The organism is Paracidovorax anthurii (assembly GCF_003269065.1).
GTDB lineage: Bacteria > Pseudomonadota > Gammaproteobacteria > Burkholderiales > Burkholderiaceae_C > Paracidovorax > Paracidovorax anthurii.
The window spans coordinates 1-18,287 of sequence record NZ_QLTA01000063.1; the positions used below are offsets into that span (position 1 = coordinate 1).

An 18,287-nucleotide genomic window follows, 5' to 3' on the forward strand; every position below is an offset into this window, starting at 1 on the left:
CGCCACTGGAAGAAGCCGAGTCCGGGATCGGAGCAGCGCAACGAAGCCATCCGGGCGTGCCAGCGTTTGGGCCGCAGCGTCTGGAAGAAGTGGAGCGGCTACCACCGGCGCAGCCTTGTCGAGACGAAGATGCACTGCTTCAAGCGACTGGGCGAACGGGTGACGGCGCGCACGTTCGAGCATCAGGTGGTGGAGTTGCATGTCCGCGTGGCCGTACTCAACCGCTTCAGCCAGATCGGTCGTCCTCAAACCGTTCTGGTGGCCGCCATGGCATAAATCCGTCTGGGGTTGGGGCTATGCCGTCTTCGAACTGATTTGTGCAACAAAGCCCTTCAGGTAGTCAAAGGGCTTGCCTTTGCCATAGTTGAAGAGATAAGCGCCATCGACGATCCAGACGGTTTTCATACGATTCCCAAAGCGCTGGTCAATAGCGAACAGCAGGCAAATCCGCAATGGCTTGAAGCCGACAATTTTTTGATCACTTTTGCGCTTTCAACAAGAATCTATCAGCCGCGAAAATCGAGCAAATCATTCAAATCCCCAATCCACTGGGGCAGATAACTCTGATCAAGCCCAAATGAGCCCTGAAGCGTGGGTCCATCCGGAGAGTCTTTTAAGGTGTACTGGGCGAAAAGATGCCCCCAGGCATTAGCAATCGATATAACCAGAGAAAAATTCGACTCAACCCCTGATAATTCGATTGGCTTTATATTTTTTTCTCCAGATATCAGCGACTCATACACCCGAGAGAGTTTTTCCTTGAAATCCAGAATCTCCGCAGGCATGACGAGCCACCGGACCCTTCCATTGAATTCATTTTCTTTTACTTTTATTTCCAGGCTCAACCAGTCCATATAACGCCCTCCGGCCCCTTCCGTTTGCCGAGACAGCGGCTCTATACTGAACTTGAAATCATCGAAATCGATATCGAGCATGATTTTATTTGTAGAGAAAATGAGTGATAGTCCAATCAGCCTCTCGAACAACAACCTCTAACCGATGCAGCCACCCATTTGCTCGTCAAAAATCGCGTTGGCTGTTTTTGGCACAGATGGCGGGCGAATTTCAAAAGCATCAACCACGCCCGGCGGGATAACATGCCGGATTGATTTCCCTACCTCTCCCACTTCATCAATCGATTGCATATTTCCTCCCCTGGTTTTTATATCTTGCAGCGAATTACAGCGGGATGTTCCCGTGTTTGCGCCACGGGTTCTCGATCTTCTTGTTCTGCAGCATCACCAGGGAGCGGCAGATGCGCTTGCGGGTTTCGTGCGGCAGGATCACGTCGTCGATGAAGCCGCGGCTGCCGGCCACGAAGGGGTTGGCGAAGCGGGCCTTGTATTCGGCCTCGCGCGCGGCGAGCTTGGCGGGGTCGTTCTTGTCCTCGCGGAAGATGATCTCCACCGCGCCCTTGGCGCCCATCACGGCGATCTCGGCGTTGGGCCAGGCGAGGTTGACGTCGCCGCGCAGGTGCTTGGAGGCCATCACGTCGTAGGCGCCGCCGTAGGCCTTGCGGGTGATGACGGTGATCTTGGGCACGGTGGCTTCGGCATAGGCGTAGAGCAGCTTGGCGCCGTGCTTGATGATGCCGCCGTATTCCTGGCCGGTGCCGGGCATGAAGCCGGGCACGTCCACGAAGGTGACCACGGGGATGTTGAAGGCATCGCAGAAACGCACGAAGCGCGCGGCCTTGATGCTCGACTTGATGTCCAGGCAGCCGGCCAGCACCAGCGGCTGGTTGGCGACGATGCCCACCACCTGCCCGTCCATGCGCGCGAAGGCGACGATGATGTTGCGGGCGTAGTCGGGCTGCAGCTCGAAGAAGTCGCCGTCGTCCACCGTCTTGGCGATCAGCTCCTTCATGTCGTAGGGCTTGTTAGGGTTCTCGGGCACCAGCGTGTCCAGGCTCGGGTCCTTGCGGTCGGCCGGGTCGGTGCTCCGGCGCACGGGCGCCTTCTCGCGGTTGTTGAGCGGCAGGTAGTTGTAGAGGCGGCGCAGCATCATGAGCGCCTCGACGTCGTTCTCGAAGGCCATGTCGGCCACGCCGCTCTTGGTGGTGTGCGTGACGGCGCCGCCCAGCTCCTCGGCGGTCACCTCCTCGTGGGTCACGGTCTTCACCACCTCGGGGCCGGTGACGAACATGTAGCTGGAGTCCTTCACCATGAAGATGAAGTCGGTCATGGCGGGCGAATACACCGCGCCGCCCGCGCAGGGGCCCATCACCATGCTGATCTGCGGGATCACGCCGGAGGCGAGCACGTTCTTCTGGAACACGTCGGCATAGCCGCCGAGCGAGGCCACGCCCTCCTGGATGCGTGCGCCGCCCGAGTCGTTGAGGCCGATCACGGGCGCGCCGACCTTCATGGCCTGGTCCATCACCTTGCAGATCTTCTCGGCATGCGCCTCGGAGAGCGCGCCGCCGAACACGGTGAAATCCTGGCTGAAGACGAAGACCAGCCGGCCGTTGATCATGCCGTAGCCCGTCACCACGCCGTCGCCGGGCACCTTGTTGTCCTGCATGCCGAAGTCGGTGCAGCGGTGCTCGACGAACATGTCCCACTCTTCGAAGGTGCCGTCGTCCAGCAGCAGCTCGATGCGCTCGCGCGCGGTGAGCTTGCCCTTCTTGTGCTGCGCTTCCACGCGCTTGGCGCCGCCGCCCTGGCGGGCCTGCTCGCGCTTCTTTTCCAGCTGTTCCAGGATGTCTTGCATGGTCTTCCTTCCAACGATCCGCGAATGTTTGCTATTGTTTTTATAGCTCAAAAGTCAATGAATCCGGCGACACGGAGCAGATTTCTTGCCGCAGTCGAGGCGGCGATGCGCCCGGCGAGCACATCGCCCCGCAGCGTGGGCAGCAGGGCCTGCACCTGCGGGTGCGTGCGGAAGGCCTGCTTGAGGCCCGCGTCGATGCGCTCCCACATCCAGGCCTGGGCCTGCTGGCGGCGGCGCGCGCCGAGGCGGCCGTTGGCCGTCTGCAGGCGCCGGTAGTCCTGCACCGCGGCCCAGAAGGCGTCCACGCCACGCCCCTGCAGGGCGCTGATCTGCAGCACGCGCGGGTGCCACAGGGCGGCATCGTGGTGCGCATGGTCAGGGTGGCCGTGCTGGCCCAGCAGCCGCAGGCTGGAGGTGATCTGCGCCTCGGCGCGCGTGGCGGCGTGTGCGTCGATGTCGGCCTTGTTGATGACCACGAGGTCCGCGATCTCCATCACGCCCTTCTTGATCGCCTGCAGGTCGTCGCCGGCATTGGGCAGTTGCATGAGCACGAACATGTCCGCCATGCCCGCCACGGCGGTCTCGCTCTGGCCCACGCCCACGGTCTCCACGATCACCACGTCGTAGCCGGCCGCCTCGCAGACCAGCATGGCCTCGCGCGTTTTCTCGGCCACGCCGCCCAGCGTGCCGCTGGACGGGCTCGGGCGGATGTAGGCCTGCTCGTGCACCGACAGGCGCTCCATGCGCGTCTTGTCGCCCAGGATGGAGCCGCCCGAGACGCTGGAGGACGGGTCGATGGTCAGCACCGCCACGCGGTGGCCTTGCCCGATGAGGTAGAGGCCCAGCGTCTCGATGAAGGTGGATTTGCCCACGCCCGGCACGCCGCTCAGGCCCAGGCGGAAGGCGTGGCCGGTGTGCGGCAGCAGCGCCGTGAGCAGTTCGTCGCCCTGCGCGCGGTGGTCGGCGCGCGTGGATTCGAGCAGGGTGATGGCCTTGGCGATGGCGCGGCGCTGCATTGCGGGGGAGTCGCCTTGCAAGAGACCAACGCAAATCTGCTCATATGTGTAGCTCATGCTGTTGGCTCAGTTCAGCTTTTTCTGAACATCAAGCAATGCTTTACGGAACAAAGATGCTGGAACTTCGCTATCCGTGCACTGAATTAGATGCTCAATTACAGGCAGCGACATATGTTTGTACTCAGGGAATTCAGCAAGCTGGTATGTAGCTACTGCTTGCTGTACTGCAGTCAAAATTTCTCCCCTCTCGTCGCGTCCTGAAAACCAAACAAACACCTGCCGAAATTGCTCAAAGCGGCGGTTTTTTGCTTCAAGCTTTTTCGTATCAAGGTACTTCCAGATGCCAAAGAGGAATGCAATGGCGCTACCAAGCAAAGTGATGGCGTTCAGAATATCCATGACTTCAGTAAGCGCTAAGCACGCTGGCCTTTTTTGATCTGCTCCAGCACGTCCTTGGCGCTCGCCGGGATCGGCGTGCCCGGGCCGTAGATGCCCTTCACGCCCGACTCGTAGAGGAAGTCGTAGTCCTGCTGCGGGATCACGCCGCCCACGAAGACGATGATGTCGTCGGCGCCCTGGTCCTTGAGCGCCTGGATGATCGCCGGCACCAGGGTCTTGTGGCCCGCGGCGAGCGTGGAGACGCCCACGGCGTGCACGTCGTTCTCGATGGCCTGGCGTGCGCATTCCTCGGGCGTCTGGAAGAGCGGGCCCATGTCCACGTCGTATCCCAGGTCGGCGAAGGCCGTGGCCACCACCTTGGCGCCGCGGTCGTGGCCGTCCTGGCCCAGCTTGGCGATCATCACGCGCGGGCGGCGGCCTTCCGCCTCGGCAAACGCGTCGATCTCGGCCTTGAGCTTCTCCCAGCCCTCGGCCGAGTCGTAGGCGGCGGCATACACGCCCGTCACCTTCTGCGTGTCGGCGCGGTGGCGGCCGAAGACCTTCTCCAGCGCATCGCTCACCTCGCCCACCGTGGCGCGCAGCCGCACGGCCTGGATGGACAGCTCCAGCAGGTTGCCCGTGCCGGATTCGGCGGCCGCGGTGAGGGCCTCCAGCGCCTGCTGCACGGCCGCCGCGTCGCGCGTGGCGCGGATGCGTTCGAGCCGCGCGATCTGGCCGTCCCGCACCTTCACGTTGTCGATCTGCAGGATGTCCACCGGGTCTTCCTTGGCCAGGCGGTATTTGTTCACGCCCACGATCACGTCCTTGCCCGAGTCGATGCGCGCCTGCTTCTCGGCGGCGGCGGCCTCGATCTTGAGCTTGGCCCAGCCCGAATCGACCGCCTGGGTCATGCCGCCCAGGGCCTCGACCTCCTCGATGATCTTCCAGGCGGCGTCGGCCATGTCCTGGGTGAGCTTTTCCATCATGTAGCTGCCGGCCCAGGGGTCGATCACGCTGGTGATGTGGGTCTCTTCCTGGATGATGAGCTGCGTGTTGCGCGCGATGCGGGCCGAGAATTCGGTGGGCAGCGCGATGGCCTCGTCGAAGCTGTTGGTGTGCAGGCTCTGCGTGCCGCCGAACACGGCCGCCATGGCCTCGATGGTGGTGCGCACCACGTTGTTGTAGGGGTCCTGCTCGGTGAGGCTCCAGCCGCTGGTCTGGCAGTGCGTGCGCAGCATCAGGCTCTTGGGGTTCCTGGCATCGAAGCCCTTCATGATGCGGCACCACAGCAGGCGCGCGGCGCGCATCTTGGCCACCTCCAGGTAGAAGTTCATGCCGATGGCCCAGAAGAACGAGAGCCGCCCGGCGAACTCGTCCACGTCCAGGCCCGAGGCGATGGCGGTCTTCACGTATTCCTTGCCGTCGGCCAGCGTGAAGGCCAGCTCCAGCGCCTGGTTGGCCCCGGCCTCCTGCATGTGGTAGCCGCTGATGGAGATGGAGTTGAACTTCGGCATGTTCCGCGCGGTGTAGCCGATGATGTCCCCGATGATCCGCATCGACGGCTTGGGCGGGTAGATGTAGGTGTTGCGGACCATGAACTCCTTGAGGATGTCGTTCTGGATGGTCCCGGAAAGCTGGCTCTGCGCCACGCCCTGCTCTTCCGCCGCCACCACGTAGCCGGCCAGCACGGGCAGCACGGCGCCGTTCATGGTCATGGAGACGCTCACCTTGTCGAGCGGGATGCCGTCGAAGAGGATCTTCATGTCCTCCACGCTGTCGATGGCCACGCCGGCCTTGCCCACGTCGCCGGTCACGCGCGGATGGTCGCTGTCGTAGCCGCGGTGCGTGGCGAGGTCGAACGCGACCGAAACCCCCTGCCCGCCCGCCGCGAGCGCCTTGCGGTAGAAGGCGTTCGACTCCTCGGCGGTGGAAAAACCCGCGTACTGGCGGATGGTCCAGGGCCGCACGGCGTACATCGTGGCCTGCGGGCCGCGCAGATAGGGCTCGAAGCCGGGCAGCGTGTCGGTGTGCGGCAGGCCCGCCGTGTCCTGGGCGGTGTAGAGCGGCTTCACGGTGATGCCGTCGGGCGTGACCCAGTTCAGGGCGGCGACGTCGCCCCCGGGCGCGGACTTGGCGGCGGCCCGGGCCCACGCGGCGAGGTCGGCGGGCGGGAATTCGGGCTGGGAAGGGCTGCTGCTCATGGGCGGACCTGGAATGAGAGGGGGCGAAAAAAGCCCGCGCCGGCCCTGTCTCCTGGCCGTGCGCGAGGGATCGCGGCAAGTCTATCCGATCTGTAATTATTAATTTATAGTTTTTTTAACGTACCATCTCGCGCCATGGTCACCGCCCCGCTCACGCCCCGCGCCCTCTATGAAGAGGTGGCGGAACACCTGCGCCAGCGCATCTTCCGGCGCGAGCTGGAGCCGGGCGGCTGGATCGACGAGCTGAAGATCGCCGAAGAGTTCGGCATCAGCCGCACGCCGCTGCGCGAGGCCCTGAAGGTGCTGGCGGCCGAGGGCCTGGTGACGATGAGGGTGCGCCGGGGCGCCTACGTGACCGAGGTGTCGGAGAAGGATCTGCGCGACGTGTACCACCTGCTGGCGCTGCTGGAGAGCGACGCCGCGCGGGTGGTGGCCGCCGCCGCCTCGGAGGCGCAGATGCACGAACTGGAGGCGCTGCACGCCGAGCTGGCCGCCGCCGTGGCCGACCGGGACCGGTTCTTCAGCGTGAACGAGCGCTTCCACATGCGGCTGCTGGAGTTGGCCGACAACCGCTGGCGCAACCAGATGGTGGCCGACCTGCGCAAGGTGATGAAGCTCAACCGCCACAACTCCCTGCTGCGCCAGGGCCGCATCGAGGAGTCGCTGCGCGAGCATGGCGAGATCCTCGATGCCCTGCGCGCGCGCGATGCCGAGCGCGCGGCGGCGGCCATGCTCGGCCATTTCGGCCAGGGGCTGCAGGCCGCGACCTGAGCCACCGGCCCTTTCACCGCTCTAGATCCGCCACCTGACACGGGCCTTGCGGGCCGCCACGCAAGGGCCCTGCTGTCGCGCAGGGGCATCGCCCGCCGGCTTGCCGTACCGGCCACGGCATCGCATCATGTCGCGACAAACCGATACGCCGCATAACACACCGTGGGCTGCGCATGCGCGGGGATACCCCCGCTCCCACCGCGCGCGGCGGCCGACGCCTGTCCGGGAGGAGCATCGCGCATGCTGGAGCTGGAGCGTTTTTTCTTGCTGGAGGGCGCGGGCGGAATGCCCCCCGCCCTGCTCATGGGCACCCACGACCCCGTGCTGGTCGCCCTCTCGGTCGCGGTCGCCGTGCTGTCTTCCACGCTCGCGCTCTACCTCGCGGGGCAGGCCCGCAATGCCCAGATCGCGCTGTCGCGCACCCTGGCGCTGACCAGCGCGGGCGTTGCGCTGGGCGCGGGCATCTGGTCCATGCACTTCATCGGCATGCTGGCGTTCACGCTGTGCGCCACGGTGCACTACGACGTCGGGCTCACGCTGCTGTCCATGCTGCCGGGCATGGGGGCGTCGTGGCTGGCGCTGCTGCTGCTCACGCGCCAGAACGTGACGCGGCGGCAGCTGTTCCTGGGCGGTGCGCTGGTGGGCGCGGGCATCGGCGCCATGCACTACGCGGGCATGGGGGCCATGCGCATGGCCCCGCTGCTGCGCTACGACCCGCTCTGGTTCATCGCCTCGATCGCCGTGGCCGTGGTGCTGGCCAACGTGGCCCTGTGGGCGCGCTTCATCCTCTTCCGGCGCCTGAGCGTGCGGGCCTGGCAGGCCAACCTCATGGGCGGCGCGATCATGGGCACGGCCATCGCGGGCATGCACTACACCGCCATGGCCGCGGCGCGCTTCGTGGGCAATCCCGAGCTGGGGTTCGTGGCCGGCCAGGAATGGGCCCAGATGCTGGCGCTGATGGTGGCGCTGGTGACCGCCTGCGTGGGCCTGTTCGCCGGCGCGGTGAACGGGCTCATCCTCTACCGGGACCTGTACCGCAAGGTCCGCCGCAGCGAATCGCGCCTGCGCGCGCTGGTGGACACGGCGGTGGACGGCATCATCACCATCGACCAGCGCGGCTTCATCCAGAGCTTCAACCAGTCGGCCGAGCGCATCTTCGGCTGGTCCGCCGACGAGGTGCAGGGCCGCAACATCCGCATGCTCATGCCCGAGCCCGACAGCGCCGCGCACGACGGCTACCTGCAGCGCTACCTGGCCACGGGCGAGGCCCGCATCATCGGCAAGGGCCGCGAGGTCGTCGGCCTGCACAAGGACGGCACCGGCGTGCCGCTGCGCCTGTCCATCGGGCGCGCCGACGCGCCCGACGGCCCGCTGTTCGTCGGCTTCGTGATCGACCTGCGCGGCGTGAAGGAGGCCGAGATGCGCCTGAGCATCGCGGCCAGCGTCTTCGAGCACAGCTACGAGGCCGTGCTGATCCTCGATGCCGAGCACTTCGTCGTCGATACCAATCCCGCGTTCGAGCGCATGACGGGCATCTGCCGCGGCGACGTCCTGGGTGTTTCCGTGGAGGATCTCTACCCCGCGTCCAGCGACGGTGACGGCGCGGGCGACGGGGAGGCCGACGCGCCCGCCCCGCCCCGCCCCCGGTTCTCCGCGATCTGGCGGGCCGTGCAGTCGCAGGGCTACTGGCAGGGCGAGATGCTCGGCAGAAGCCACGCGGGCGCCATGCCGCAGCGCGTGTCGATCGCCAGCGTGCTGGGCAAGGAGGGGCACCCGCACCACCACATCGTGGTCATCAGCGACATCAGCCAGCTCAAGGCCCACGAGCAGGAGCTGGAGCACATCGCGCTCTACGACAGCCTCACCGGCCTGCCCAACCGGCGGCTGCTGGCCGACCGGCTGGTGCAGGGCATCGCGCACGCGCAGCGGCGCCAGCAACTGCTGGCCGTGTGCTACCTGGATCTGGACGGCTTCAAGCGCGTGAACGACCAGCACGGCCACGCGGCCGGCGACCATCTCCTGATCGAGGTGGGCCGCCGCATCCAGGCCCAGCTGCGCGCCGAGGACACCCTCGCCCGGCTGGGCGGCGACGAGATGGTGGCCCTCATCAACGGCCTGCAGGCGCCCGAGGACTGCCAGCCCCTCATCGACCGCATCCTGCAGGCCGTGCGGCAGCCCGTGCCCCTGCCCCACGGCCAGGGATTCGTGTCGGCCAGCATCGGCCTGAGCTTCTACCCCCTGGACGGCGACACGCCCGACCTGCTCCTGCGCCAGGCCGACCACGCCATGTACGAGGCCAAGCAGAACGGCAAGAACCAGTGCCAGCGCTTCGATGCCGACGCCGATGCCGTCGGCCTTCCGGCCGCCCGCAAGACCGCCCCGTAGGCGCGGGGCTTTCTCTCTTGTCCTTGCCCGGGCCCCGCACTAGGATGGGACGGAGCCGGGCCCGCGGCGGATGCGGATGGATGCCCCGGGCCCGCACCGACAAAACATTCCAGAAACCGGAGAGAGACACACCATGAATGCCCCCCAGTCCACGGCCGTTCTCGCGCCCAGCGTCAAGCTGCTGATCGGCGGCGAGTTCGTCGAATCGAAAACCACCCAGTGGCGCGACGTGGTCAACCCCGCCACGCAGGAGGTGCTGGCGCGCGTGCCCTTCGCCACGTCCGCCGAGATCGACGCCGCCGTGGCCAGCGCCCGCGAGGCATTCACGGCCTGGAAGAAGACCCCCATCGGCGCGCGGGCGCGCATCTTCCTCAAGTACCAGCAGCTCATCCGCGAGCACATGGCGGAGCTGGCCGCGTTGCTCACCGCCGAGCAGGGCAAGACCCTGCCCGACGCCGAGGGCGACATCTTCCGGGGCCTGGAGGTGGTGGAGCACGCCGCCAACATCGGCACGCTGCAGCTCGGCGAGCTGGCCAACAACGTGGCCGGCGGCGTGGACACCTACACCCTGCTGCAGCCGCTGGGCGTGTGCGCGGGCATCACGCCGTTCAACTTCCCGGCCATGATCCCGCTGTGGATGTTCCCCATGGCCATCGCCACCGGCAACACCTTCGTGCTCAAGCCCTCCGAGCAGGACCCGATGGTGACCATGCGCCTGTGTGAGCTGGCGCTGCAGGCGGGCGTGCCGCCCGGCGTGCTGAACGTGGTGCACGGCGGCGAGGACGCGGTGAACGCCCTGTGCGACCACCCCGACATCCGGGCCATCAGCTTTGTCGGCTCCACGCGCGTGGGCACGCACGTGTACCAGCGCGCCACCCTGGCCGGCAAGCGCGTGCAGTGCATGATGGGCGCGAAGAACCACGCCATCGTGCTGCCCGACGCCCACAAGGAGCAGACCCTCAACGCCCTGGCCGGCGCGGCCTTCGGCGCGGCGGGCCAGCGCTGCATGGCGCTGTCGGTGGTGGTGCTGGTGGGCGAGGCGCAGCAGTGGATCGGCGACCTCGTCGCCAAGGCCCGCACGCTCAAGGTCAATGGCGGCACCGAGCCGGGCACCGACGTCGGGCCCCTGGTTTCGTGCGCCGCGCGCGAGCGCGTGGCCGGACTGATCGCGCGCGGCGTGGCCGAAGGCGCCACGCTGGAGCTCGACGGCCGCGACCCGGGCGTGCCCGGCTACGAGCGCGGCAACTTCGTGGGCCCGACCATCTTCAGCGGCGTGAAGCCCGGCATGGCGGTGTACGACCAGGAGATCTTCGGGCCCGTGCTGTGCGTCGCCGCGGCACGGGACATCGACGAGGCCATCGCCTTCGTCAATGCCAACCCGAACGGCAACGGCACGGCGATCTTCACGCAGTCGGGCGCGGCGGCGCGCAAGTTCCAGGAAGAGATCGACGTGGGCCAGGTGGGCATCAACGTGCCGATCCCGGTGCCGGTGCCGCTCTTTTCCTTCTCGGGCTCGCGCGCCTCCAAGCTGGGCGACCTGGGCCCCTACGGCAAGCAGGTGGTGCTGTTCTACACACAGACCAAGACCGTGACCGCACGCTGGTTCGACGACAGCACCGTGTCCCGCGGGGTGAACACCACCATCAGCCTGCAATAGCGGTGGTACAAGCGCGGGGATGACGATTGCCCGAACCCTGAACCGATGGATGGCCGCCCCGCGCGCGGGGTGGATCGCGGCGGCCCTGTGGGCCTGCCTCGGCCCCCTTCTCGCCCCTGACGCCCACGCGCAGGCCGGCGCGGCCTGCCGCCCGGGCGGCACCGTGGCCGAGACCAACGCCTGCGCGGTGCGGGACTTCCAGGCGGCGGACACGGCCATCACCATCCTCTACGGCGACGTGATGCGCGCGCTGTCGGCGCATGAGCGGCCCCTGCTGCGGCAGGAGCAGTCGGCCTGGCAGCGCGAGCGCACCGCCCGCTGCAGGCAGGCCACCCGCGCCGCCGAGCCCCAGCCCGAATGGCCGCGCCTGCACCACGAGTGCCTCAAGGCCGAGACCGAAGCGCGGCGCCAGGGGCTGATGCGCTGGCTCACGCCCGACCACCCCGCCGCGCGCCCCTGACGCGCGTCCATCCCACTCCCCCACGACCGCCCCGAGAGACCCCCCATGGATTTCGAGCTGACCGAAGAACAGCGCGCCTTCGCCGCCACCGCCCGCGATTTCGCCCAGTCCGAACTGGCGCCGCACGCGGCACGCTGGGATGCCGAGGGCATCTTCCCCCGGGAGGCCATCGCCCAGGCCGGCGCCCTGGGCTTCTGCGGCCTCTACGCCCCCGAGCGCGCGGGCGGCCTCGGCCTCTCGCGGCTCGACGCCACGCTGGTGTTCGAGGAAATGGCGGCCGTGGACCCATCCACCACGGCCTTCATCACCATCCACAACATGGCCACCTGGATGCTCGGCACCTGGGCCACCGATGCCGTGCGCGGCCACTGGGGGCCGCGGCTCGCCAGCGGCGAGAAGCTCGCCTCGTACTGCCTGACCGAGCCCGGCGCGGGGTCGGACGCCGCATCGCTGACGACCCGGGCCGAGCGCGTGGAGGGCGGCTACGCCCTCCACGGCGCCAAGGCCTTCATCAGCGGCGCGGGCAGCACCGACCTGCTGGTGCTGATGGCGCGCACCGGCGACGCCGGATCGGGCGCGCGCGGCATCAGCGCCTTCGCCGTGCCGGCCGATGCGCCCGGCATCCACTACGGCAAGAAGGAGGAAAAAATGGGCTGGAACAGCCAGCCCACGCGCACCATCGGCTTCGACGGCGTGCGCATCCCCGCCGACCACCTGCTGGGCCGCGAGGGCGAGGGCTTCCGCATCGCCATGAAGGGCCTGGACGGCGGGCGCATCAACATCGCCACCTGCTCGGTGGGCGCGGCGCAGGGCGCGCTGACCCACGCGCAGCGCTACCTGCAGGAGCGCCGGCAGTTCGGCCAGCCGCTCGCGGCCTTCCAGGCGCTGCAGTTCAAGCTGGCCGACATGGCCACCGAGCTGGTCGCGGCGCGGCAGATGGTGCGCCTCGCGGCCTCCCGGCTCGACGCCGGCGCGCACGATGCCGGCACCTATTGCGCCATGGCCAAGCGCTTCGCGACCGATGCGGGCTTCCGCGTCTGCAACGAGGCGCTGCAACTGCACGGCGGCTACGGCTACATCCGCGAGTACCCCCTGGAGCGCCTGCTGCGCGACGCGCGCGTGCACCAGATCCTGGAGGGCACGAACGAGATCATGCGCGTGATCATCGCCCGCCGCATGCTCGAAGCCGACGCGCCCGAGGCCATCCGCTGATGCCCGCGCGCCCCCTGTCCGACGAGGCCCTGCACCTGGCCGCCGCCGTGCGCGAGGTCCTCTCCGATCGCAGCGACGTGGACGAGCGCACCCTGTTCGGCTGCCTGGGCTTCATGGTGGACGGCAAGCTGTGCCTGGGCGTGAAGGGGGGCGACCTGCTGGTGCGCCTGCCGCCCGGGCGGCACGCGGAGTTCCAGGAGATGCGGGGCACGCGGGAGCTGTCCCCCGACGGGAAGATGCCGGGCTATTTCTGGGTCGAGCCCGACGGCTACGCCACCCGGGACCAGTGGGGCTTCTGGCTGCGGGAAGCCCTGGCCTACAACCCGCACGCCAAGGCCACGCCGCCGCGCCGGCGCAAGGCGCCGCCGGAGGCCCGGCCAACCGCCCGCAAGGGGGGCACACGCTGATTCATGGGTGTTTCAGCCACCATGTCGGCGAGTCTGCTGCGTTTCTTGCTATCAAAACCATATCAAACTATTCCACCACCAGGAGACACACCATGAAGATCGCATTCATCGGCCTCGGCAACATGGGCGGCCCGATGGCGCTGAACCTGCACCGGGCGGGGCATGAGGTCGCCGCGTTCGACCTCGTCCCGCAAGCCTGCGAGCGGCTCGCGGCCGAGGGCGTGCGCATCGCCTCCAACGCAGACACGTGCGCGCACGGCGCCGAGGTGGTCATCAGCATGCTGCCGGCCAGCCCGCACATGGAATCGCTCTACCTGGGCAGCGGCGAGGGCGCCGGGCTGCTGTCCCGGCTGCCGGCGGGCACGCTGGTGATCGACTGTTCCACCATCGCGGCGGGCAGCGCGCGCCGGGTGGCGGAGGCAGCGCGGGGCCTGGGCATCGCCTTCCTGGACGCGCCCGTCTCGGGCGGCACCGCCGGGGCCGCCGCCGGCACGCTCACCTTCATGGTGGGCGGCGCCGCGGCCGACCTGGAGCGCGCCCGGCCGGTGCTGGAGAAGATGGGCGCCAACCTCTTCCACGCCGGCGGCGCGGGCGCGGGGCAGACGGCCAAGATCTGCAACAACATGCTCCTGGGCATCCTCATGGCCGGCACGAGCGAGGCCATCGCCCTGGGCGTGGCCAACGGGCTCGACCCCCAGGTGCTCTCGGAGATCATGCGCCGCAGCTCGGGCGGGAACTGGGCGCTCGAAAAGTACAACCCCTTCCCGGGCGTGATGGAAACGGCCCCCGCCAGCAAGGGCTATACGGGCGGCTTCGGGACCGACCTCATGCTCAAGGACCTGGGCCTGGCGCAGGAGAACGCCATCGCGGTGCGGGCCGCCACGCCCCTGGGCAGCCTGGCGCGCAGCCTGTACGCGGCCCACAGCCTGGCGGGCCATGGCGCGCTGGATTTCTCCAGTATCCTTCGGCAGTTCCGGAAACCGCCGGCCTGACCGCTTGCGGGACGCGCCACGGCGGCACGTTGCCCGCGGGCCACGGCCCGCCAAGGCGCCGCCGTTGTCCTACGCACGAAAGCGGTGCAGGCGTCCATGCTGCGCGGATGCGCCGGCCTGCCGGCGTTCCATCGCATTGCGCGGCATTCCCGGCTCCTCGCCGTTTCACCCTGGTCCACCATGACACCCACCCCCCTTTCCCTGCGGCCCTCCGGCCTCTGCGCCCTCGCCCTGGGCGCCCTCCTCACCCTGGCCGGCTGCGGCGCGCCCGTCAGCGGCACCCCCGCTCCCCATGCCGTGGCCGCCAGCAGCGCCGCCGCGAAGACGCCCGTGCCGGGGCCGGAGCGGGCCACCGCTTCCGCCCGCCTGCTGACCGCCTCGGGCACGCCCGCCGGCTCGGCCGTGCTGACGGAAACCCCGGGCGGCGTCGAGGTCGCGGCCCAGGTGCAGGGCCTGACCCCCGGCCTGCACGGCTTCCACATCCATGCCAACGGCCAGTGCGCCCCCGGGCCCGACGCCGCCACCGGCCAGACCATCCCGTTCGGCGCCGCCGGCGGGCACTTCGACCCGGGCATGTCGCACCGTCACGGCCATCCGGGCCAGCCGGCCGACCAGGCCCACGCGGGCGAGCTGCCCAACATCCAGGTGGGCTCCGATGGCCGCGGCACCGTGCGCTACGTGAATGCCAACGTCACCCTCACGCCGGGCAGGAACTCGGTCATGGGCCGCTCCATCGTCGTCCATGAGAAGGAAGACGACTACAAGACCAACCCCTCGGGCAACTCCGGCGGGCGCGTGCTCTGCGGGGTGATCGAGCCCGCCCAGCCCAGCAGCGTGGTGGGCCAGGACATGCCGCCCGCGCCCGCCCCCACGGCCCGGCCGCGTGGCTGACCGCCGGCACGGCGGCGCCACTCCGCACAAGATGGGCGCGCCGCTCCGGCCCCGCCGCGCCACGGCCTGGGCCGCCGCGGCGGGCTGCGCGCTGCTGGCCGTCGGCCCGGGCACGGCGCGCGCCGAAGACGCCGAAGCCACCCTGCCCGCCGTGGAGGTGTCCGGCGGGCAGGCCGCCGCGCAGCGCCGCTTCGACAGCGCCGCCAGCCACACGGCCATCGCGGTGGACCCGTTCACCGCCCCCACGCCGCTCGTGAACCTGTCGGAGTTGCTGGCCGGCCAGGCCGGCGTGGTGGCCCTGGACCGCCAGAACTACGCGCAGGACCTGCAGATCGCCGTGCGCGGCTTCGGCTCGCGCTCCACCTTCGGCGTGCGGGGCGTGCGCATCCTCGTGGATGGCATCCCGGCCACCATGCCCGACGGGCAGGGACAGGCCGCCACCGCGCAACTGCCATCGGCCGCGCAGGTCGAGGTGCTGCGCGGGCCGCTCGCCCAGCAATACGGCAACGCCGCCGGCGGCGTGCTGCAGGTGACCACCCGCGAGCCGCGCGAGGGCGGCGGCGCCGGCGCCTCGGTGGCCGCGGGCTCCTTCGGGCAGCGGCTGGCGGAGGCCTCGCTGGACTTCGGGGACCGCACGCTGGGCGGGCTGGTCGATGTCTCCCGCTTCGAGACCGACGGCTGGCGCGACCACAGCGCCGCGCGGCGCACCCACCTGAACGCCAAGCTCGTGGCCCGGCCCGACGGCGGCACGCGGGTCACCGTGCTGCTGAACCTCTTCGACCAGCCCCTGGCGCAAGACCCCCTGGGCCTCACGCGCGCGCAGTGGAATGCCGATCCGCGCCAGGCGCCCGCCGTGGCCGGGAGTTTCGACACCCGCAAGTCGGTGCGCCAGAACCAGCTCGGGCTGGTGCTGGAGCGCGACCTGGGCCCCGACGACAGCCTGCGCGCGCGGCTCTACGGCGGCACGCGCAGCCTGATGCAGACCCTCTCCTTCTCCGGCGCCGCGGCGAACAGCGCCGGCGGCGTGGTGGACCTGGACCGCGACTACTACGGCCTGGGCATCGCCTGGACGCACCGCGCCCGCCTGCCCTCCTCCGGCCTGCCGCTCACCTGGACGGTGGGCCTGGACGCCGACCGCCTCTCCGAGCACCGCCAGGGCTTCGTCAACGACGCCGGCACGCCCGGCGCCCTGCGGCGCAACGAACAGGACCGGGCCGGCAACACCGACCTGTTCGCGCAGGTGGACGCCTGGATCGCGCCCACGGTGCGCGCCATCGCCGGCCTGCGCGCGAGCCGCGTGCGCCTCTCGGTGGACGACCGCTACCCCGCGAGCGCCGCCAACCCCGACGACAGCGGCAGCCGCTCCTGGCGGCGCACCAGCCCGGCCGCGGGCCTCGTGTGGGCCGCGTCGGAGCGGCTCAACCTGTATGCCAACGCCGGTCGGGGCCTGGAGACGCCCACCCTGGCCGAGATGGCCTACAGCCGCACCAACAGCGGCCCCAACTACGGGCTGGAGGCCGCGCGCAGCCGGCAGTGGGAAGTGGGTGCCAAATGGCAGGGCGCGGTGCACCGCGTGGAAGCGGCCTGGTTCGATGCGCGCACGCGCGGCGAAATCGTGCCCGCGGCCACCGTCAACGGCCGCACCGTGTACCAGAACGCGGACAGCGTGCGCCGGCGCGGCCTGGAGCTGGCATGGAGCGCGCGGGCCGGGGCCTTCACGCCGCGCGCGGCCTACACCTACCTGGACGCCTTCTTCGCGAGCCCCTACACCGGCGCGGGCGGTGCCCTGGTGCCCGCCGGCAACCGCCTGCCCGGCACGTCGCGCCATGTGGCACAGCTGGCCGTGGACTACGTTCCCGCGCCCGCCTGGACCGTGGGCGCCGCCGTGGACCTCTCGGGCCCGGCCCAGGCCAACGATGCCAACACCGAAGCCGCCCCCGGCTACGCCGTGGCGGGCCTGCGCGCGGGCTACACCTGGAAGGCCGGCGGCGCCACGCGCTGGCAGGCCTGGGCGCGGCTGGACAACCTGTTCGACCGCCGCTACGCGGGCTCGCTGATCGTGAACGACGGCAATGGCCGCTTCTTCGAGCCTGCGGCCGGCCGCCGCATCATGGTGGGGCTGCGCGCGCAGTTCCTCTGACGGCGCGCGCACACCGCCCCGCACGGCGGGCGGTGCTCAATCCACCTTGATGTTCGCGGCCTTGATGACCTGCGCCCACTTCTCCACCTCGGCCTTCTGGAAGGTGGCGATCTGGGCGATGGTCATGTCGGCCGGCTCCATGCCGAAGCCCTTGAGCTTGGTCTGCATGTCGGGCTGCGCGAGGATCTTGCGGATCTCGTCGTGCAGCCGGGTGACGATGGGCGCCGGCGTGCCCGCGGGCACGAAGATCGCCTGCCAGGACACCACCTGGAAGTCCTTCAGGTTCGCCACGCCCGACTCGGCCACCGTGGGCACGTCCGGCAGGGACGAGAGCCGCTGGGCCGAGGTCACGGCGATGGCGCGCAGCTTGCCGCTCTGGATGTGCGGCGCCGCGACCACGGTGGTGTCGAACATCATGTCCACCTGCCCGCCGATCACGTCCTGGATCGCGGGGCCGCTGCCCTTGTAGGGCACGTGGGTGAACTTCACGCCCGACTTGTAGGCCAGCAGCTCCAGCGCGAGGTGCTGCGAGGTGCCCGTGCCCGCCGAGGCCGACGAGAGGCCGCCCTGCCGGGTCTTGGCGGCCGTGAGCACGTCCTGCAGCGTCTTGTAGGGGCTGCTGGCGGCCACCACCAGCACCACGGGGTTGGTGCCGATGAGCGTCACGGGCGCGAACGACTTCACCGGGTCGTAGCCCAGCTTGGGATACAGGCTCACGTTGATGGCGTGCGAGCTGATCGTGCCGCCCAGCAGCGTGTAGCCGTCCGGCGCCGAGCGCGCGGCGATCTCCGAGCCGACGCTGCCGCCCGCCCCGCCCTTGTTGTCCACCACCACCGTGGCGCCCAGCGCCGTGCCCAGCTGCTGGCTGATGAGCCGGCCCAGGGTGTCGGTGGTGCCGCCGGCCGCGAAGGGCACGAGGTAGGTGATGGCCTTGCCGCCGGGCCATTGCGCCTGCGCGAAGGCGGGCAAGGCCGCGAGGCTGCCGGCCGCGCCCAGCGCGAGGCCGTGGAGTGCGAAGGTTCTGCGTTGCATGGCGGGTGTGTCTCCTGATTGCGAAAGGGATCG

At 69.2% G+C, this 18,287-nt stretch carries 17 protein-coding genes; 10 read left to right on the forward strand and 7 right to left on the reverse strand.

Translation table 11 applies throughout. The features are described from left to right. A partial coding sequence (locus tag AX018_RS21605) for a transposase (RefSeq protein WP_146749370.1) occupies positions 1-276 on the forward strand: 276 nt, incomplete at its 5' end. A 230-nt stretch (positions 277-506) separates the two neighbouring features. Here the strand turns inward: AX018_RS21605 and AX018_RS24955 are convergent. The 6 genes from AX018_RS24955 to scpA all read right to left on the reverse strand — a co-directional run bounded on the left by AX018_RS24955 (position 507) and on the right by scpA (position 6,307). Then, a complete protein-coding gene (locus tag AX018_RS24955; RefSeq protein WP_146749395.1) occupies positions 507-935 on the reverse strand; it encodes a WapI family immunity protein in 429 nt (142 codons plus the stop codon). A 57-nt stretch (positions 936-992) separates the two neighbouring features. Next, the gene (locus AX018_RS25335) at positions 993-1,145 is read right to left on the reverse strand and encodes a hypothetical protein (RefSeq protein WP_170146320.1); all 153 of its coding nucleotides are present in this window, start codon (positions 1,143-1,145) and stop codon (positions 993-995) included. Positions 1,146-1,179: 34 nt separating this feature from the next. Beyond that, on the reverse strand, positions 1,180-2,712 hold the full coding sequence (locus tag AX018_RS21615) for an acyl-CoA carboxylase subunit beta (RefSeq protein ID WP_111881709.1): 1,533 nt from the start codon (positions 2,710-2,712) through the stop codon (positions 1,180-1,182). Positions 2,713-2,759: 47 nt separating this feature from the next. Next, positions 2,760-3,728, reverse strand: a complete 969-nt coding sequence (meaB, locus tag AX018_RS21620; RefSeq protein ID WP_245951768.1) for a methylmalonyl Co-A mutase-associated GTPase MeaB — start codon at positions 3,726-3,728, stop codon at positions 2,760-2,762. Between the two features lie 66 nt (positions 3,729-3,794). Then, positions 3,795-4,127, reverse strand: coding sequence for a hypothetical protein (locus tag AX018_RS24960; RefSeq protein WP_146749396.1), 333 nt, complete (start codon positions 4,125-4,127; stop codon positions 3,795-3,797). A 14-nt stretch (positions 4,128-4,141) separates the two neighbouring features. Next, positions 4,142-6,307, reverse strand: coding sequence for a methylmalonyl-CoA mutase (gene scpA / locus AX018_RS21625; RefSeq protein ID WP_111881714.1), 2,166 nt, complete (start codon positions 6,305-6,307; stop codon positions 4,142-4,144). A gap of 135 nt (positions 6,308-6,442) precedes the next feature. On the opposite strand from scpA, the gene AX018_RS21630 reads away from it, so the two are divergent. From AX018_RS21630 to AX018_RS21670, 9 genes are all read left to right on the forward strand, one after another. Next, positions 6,443-7,078, forward strand: coding sequence for a GntR family transcriptional regulator (locus AX018_RS21630; protein WP_111881717.1), 636 nt, complete (start codon positions 6,443-6,445; stop codon positions 7,076-7,078). A gap of 240 nt (positions 7,079-7,318) precedes the next feature. After that, entirely contained in the window at positions 7,319-9,463 is a 2,145-nt protein-coding gene (locus tag AX018_RS21635; RefSeq protein ID WP_111881719.1) for a sensor domain-containing diguanylate cyclase, read from the forward strand. 133 nt (positions 9,464-9,596) lie between these two features. Continuing rightward, positions 9,597-11,120, forward strand: coding sequence for a CoA-acylating methylmalonate-semialdehyde dehydrogenase (locus AX018_RS21640; RefSeq protein WP_111881722.1), 1,524 nt, complete (start codon positions 9,597-9,599; stop codon positions 11,118-11,120). 49 nt (positions 11,121-11,169) lie between these two features. Beyond that, entirely contained in the window at positions 11,170-11,580 is a 411-nt protein-coding gene (locus AX018_RS21645; RefSeq protein ID WP_111881725.1) for a lysozyme inhibitor LprI family protein, read from the forward strand. 45 nt (positions 11,581-11,625) lie between these two features. Continuing rightward, positions 11,626-12,792, forward strand: a complete 1,167-nt coding sequence (locus AX018_RS21650; protein ID WP_111881728.1) for an acyl-CoA dehydrogenase family protein — start codon at positions 11,626-11,628, stop codon at positions 12,790-12,792. Then, positions 12,792-13,199 (forward strand): TfoX/Sxy family protein, encoded by a 408-nt coding sequence (locus AX018_RS21655; protein WP_111881731.1) that lies wholly within the window; start codon positions 12,792-12,794, stop codon positions 13,197-13,199. The genes AX018_RS21650 and AX018_RS21655 overlap by 1 nt, the downstream gene beginning before the upstream one ends. A 92-nt stretch (positions 13,200-13,291) precedes the next feature. Then, positions 13,292-14,191 carry a 3-hydroxyisobutyrate dehydrogenase gene (gene mmsB, locus AX018_RS21660; protein WP_111881733.1) on the forward strand — a complete coding sequence of 300 codons (900 nt, stop codon included), beginning with the start codon at positions 13,292-13,294 and terminating at the stop codon, positions 14,189-14,191. A 180-nt stretch (positions 14,192-14,371) separates the two neighbouring features. After that, positions 14,372-15,082, forward strand: coding sequence for a superoxide dismutase family protein (locus AX018_RS21665; RefSeq protein WP_111881736.1), 711 nt, complete (start codon positions 14,372-14,374; stop codon positions 15,080-15,082). Between the two features lie 31 nt (positions 15,083-15,113). After that, positions 15,114-17,222, forward strand: coding sequence for a TonB-dependent receptor family protein (locus AX018_RS21670; protein WP_111881763.1), 2,109 nt, complete (start codon positions 15,114-15,116; stop codon positions 17,220-17,222). A gap of 36 nt (positions 17,223-17,258) precedes the next feature. Here AX018_RS21670 and AX018_RS21675 read toward each other — a convergent pair whose 3' ends face one another. Further along, positions 17,259-18,254: a Bug family tripartite tricarboxylate transporter substrate binding protein gene (locus AX018_RS21675; RefSeq protein WP_111881739.1), complete on the reverse strand. Its 996-nt coding sequence runs from the start codon at positions 18,252-18,254 to the stop codon at positions 17,259-17,261. Positions 18,255-18,287: the final 33 nt, after the last annotated feature.

What these genes read in the sequence shown, in the direction of transcription:
- AX018_RS21670 (WP_111881763.1), top strand. Translation starts at nt 15,114, where the DNA reads ATGGGCGCGCCGCTCCGGCCCCGCCGCGCCACGGCCTGGGCCGCCGCG.
- AX018_RS21635 (WP_111881719.1), top strand. Translation starts at nt 7,319, where the DNA reads ATGCTGGAGCTGGAGCGTTTTTTCTTGCTGGAGGGCGCGGGCGGAATG.
- AX018_RS21645 (WP_111881725.1), top strand. Translation starts at nt 11,170, where the DNA reads ATGGCCGCCCCGCGCGCGGGGTGGATCGCGGCGGCCCTGTGGGCCTGC.
- AX018_RS24960 (WP_146749396.1), bottom strand. Translation starts at nt 4,127, where the DNA reads ATGGATATTCTGAACGCCATCACTTTGCTTGGTAGCGCCATTGCATTC.
- AX018_RS25335 (WP_170146320.1), bottom strand. Translation starts at nt 1,145, where the DNA reads ATGCAATCGATTGATGAAGTGGGAGAGGTAGGGAAATCAATCCGGCAT.
- AX018_RS21665 (WP_111881736.1), top strand. Translation starts at nt 14,372, where the DNA reads ATGACACCCACCCCCCTTTCCCTGCGGCCCTCCGGCCTCTGCGCCCTC.
- AX018_RS24955 (WP_146749395.1), bottom strand. Translation starts at nt 935, where the DNA reads ATGCTCGATATCGATTTCGATGATTTCAAGTTCAGTATAGAGCCGCTG.
- AX018_RS21675 (WP_111881739.1), bottom strand. Translation starts at nt 18,254, where the DNA reads ATGCAACGCAGAACCTTCGCACTCCACGGCCTCGCGCTGGGCGCGGCC.
- meaB (WP_245951768.1), bottom strand. Translation starts at nt 3,728, where the DNA reads ATGCAGCGCCGCGCCATCGCCAAGGCCATCACCCTGCTCGAATCCACG.
- AX018_RS21655 (WP_111881731.1), top strand. Translation starts at nt 12,792, where the DNA reads ATGCCCGCGCGCCCCCTGTCCGACGAGGCCCTGCACCTGGCCGCCGCC.
- scpA (WP_111881714.1), bottom strand. Translation starts at nt 6,307, where the DNA reads ATGAGCAGCAGCCCTTCCCAGCCCGAATTCCCGCCCGCCGACCTCGCC.
- mmsB (WP_111881733.1), top strand. Translation starts at nt 13,292, where the DNA reads ATGAAGATCGCATTCATCGGCCTCGGCAACATGGGCGGCCCGATGGCG.
- AX018_RS21640 (WP_111881722.1), top strand. Translation starts at nt 9,597, where the DNA reads ATGAATGCCCCCCAGTCCACGGCCGTTCTCGCGCCCAGCGTCAAGCTG.
- AX018_RS21615 (WP_111881709.1), bottom strand. Translation starts at nt 2,712, where the DNA reads ATGCAAGACATCCTGGAACAGCTGGAAAAGAAGCGCGAGCAGGCCCGC.
- AX018_RS21630 (WP_111881717.1), top strand. Translation starts at nt 6,443, where the DNA reads ATGGTCACCGCCCCGCTCACGCCCCGCGCCCTCTATGAAGAGGTGGCG.
- AX018_RS21650 (WP_111881728.1), top strand. Translation starts at nt 11,626, where the DNA reads ATGGATTTCGAGCTGACCGAAGAACAGCGCGCCTTCGCCGCCACCGCC.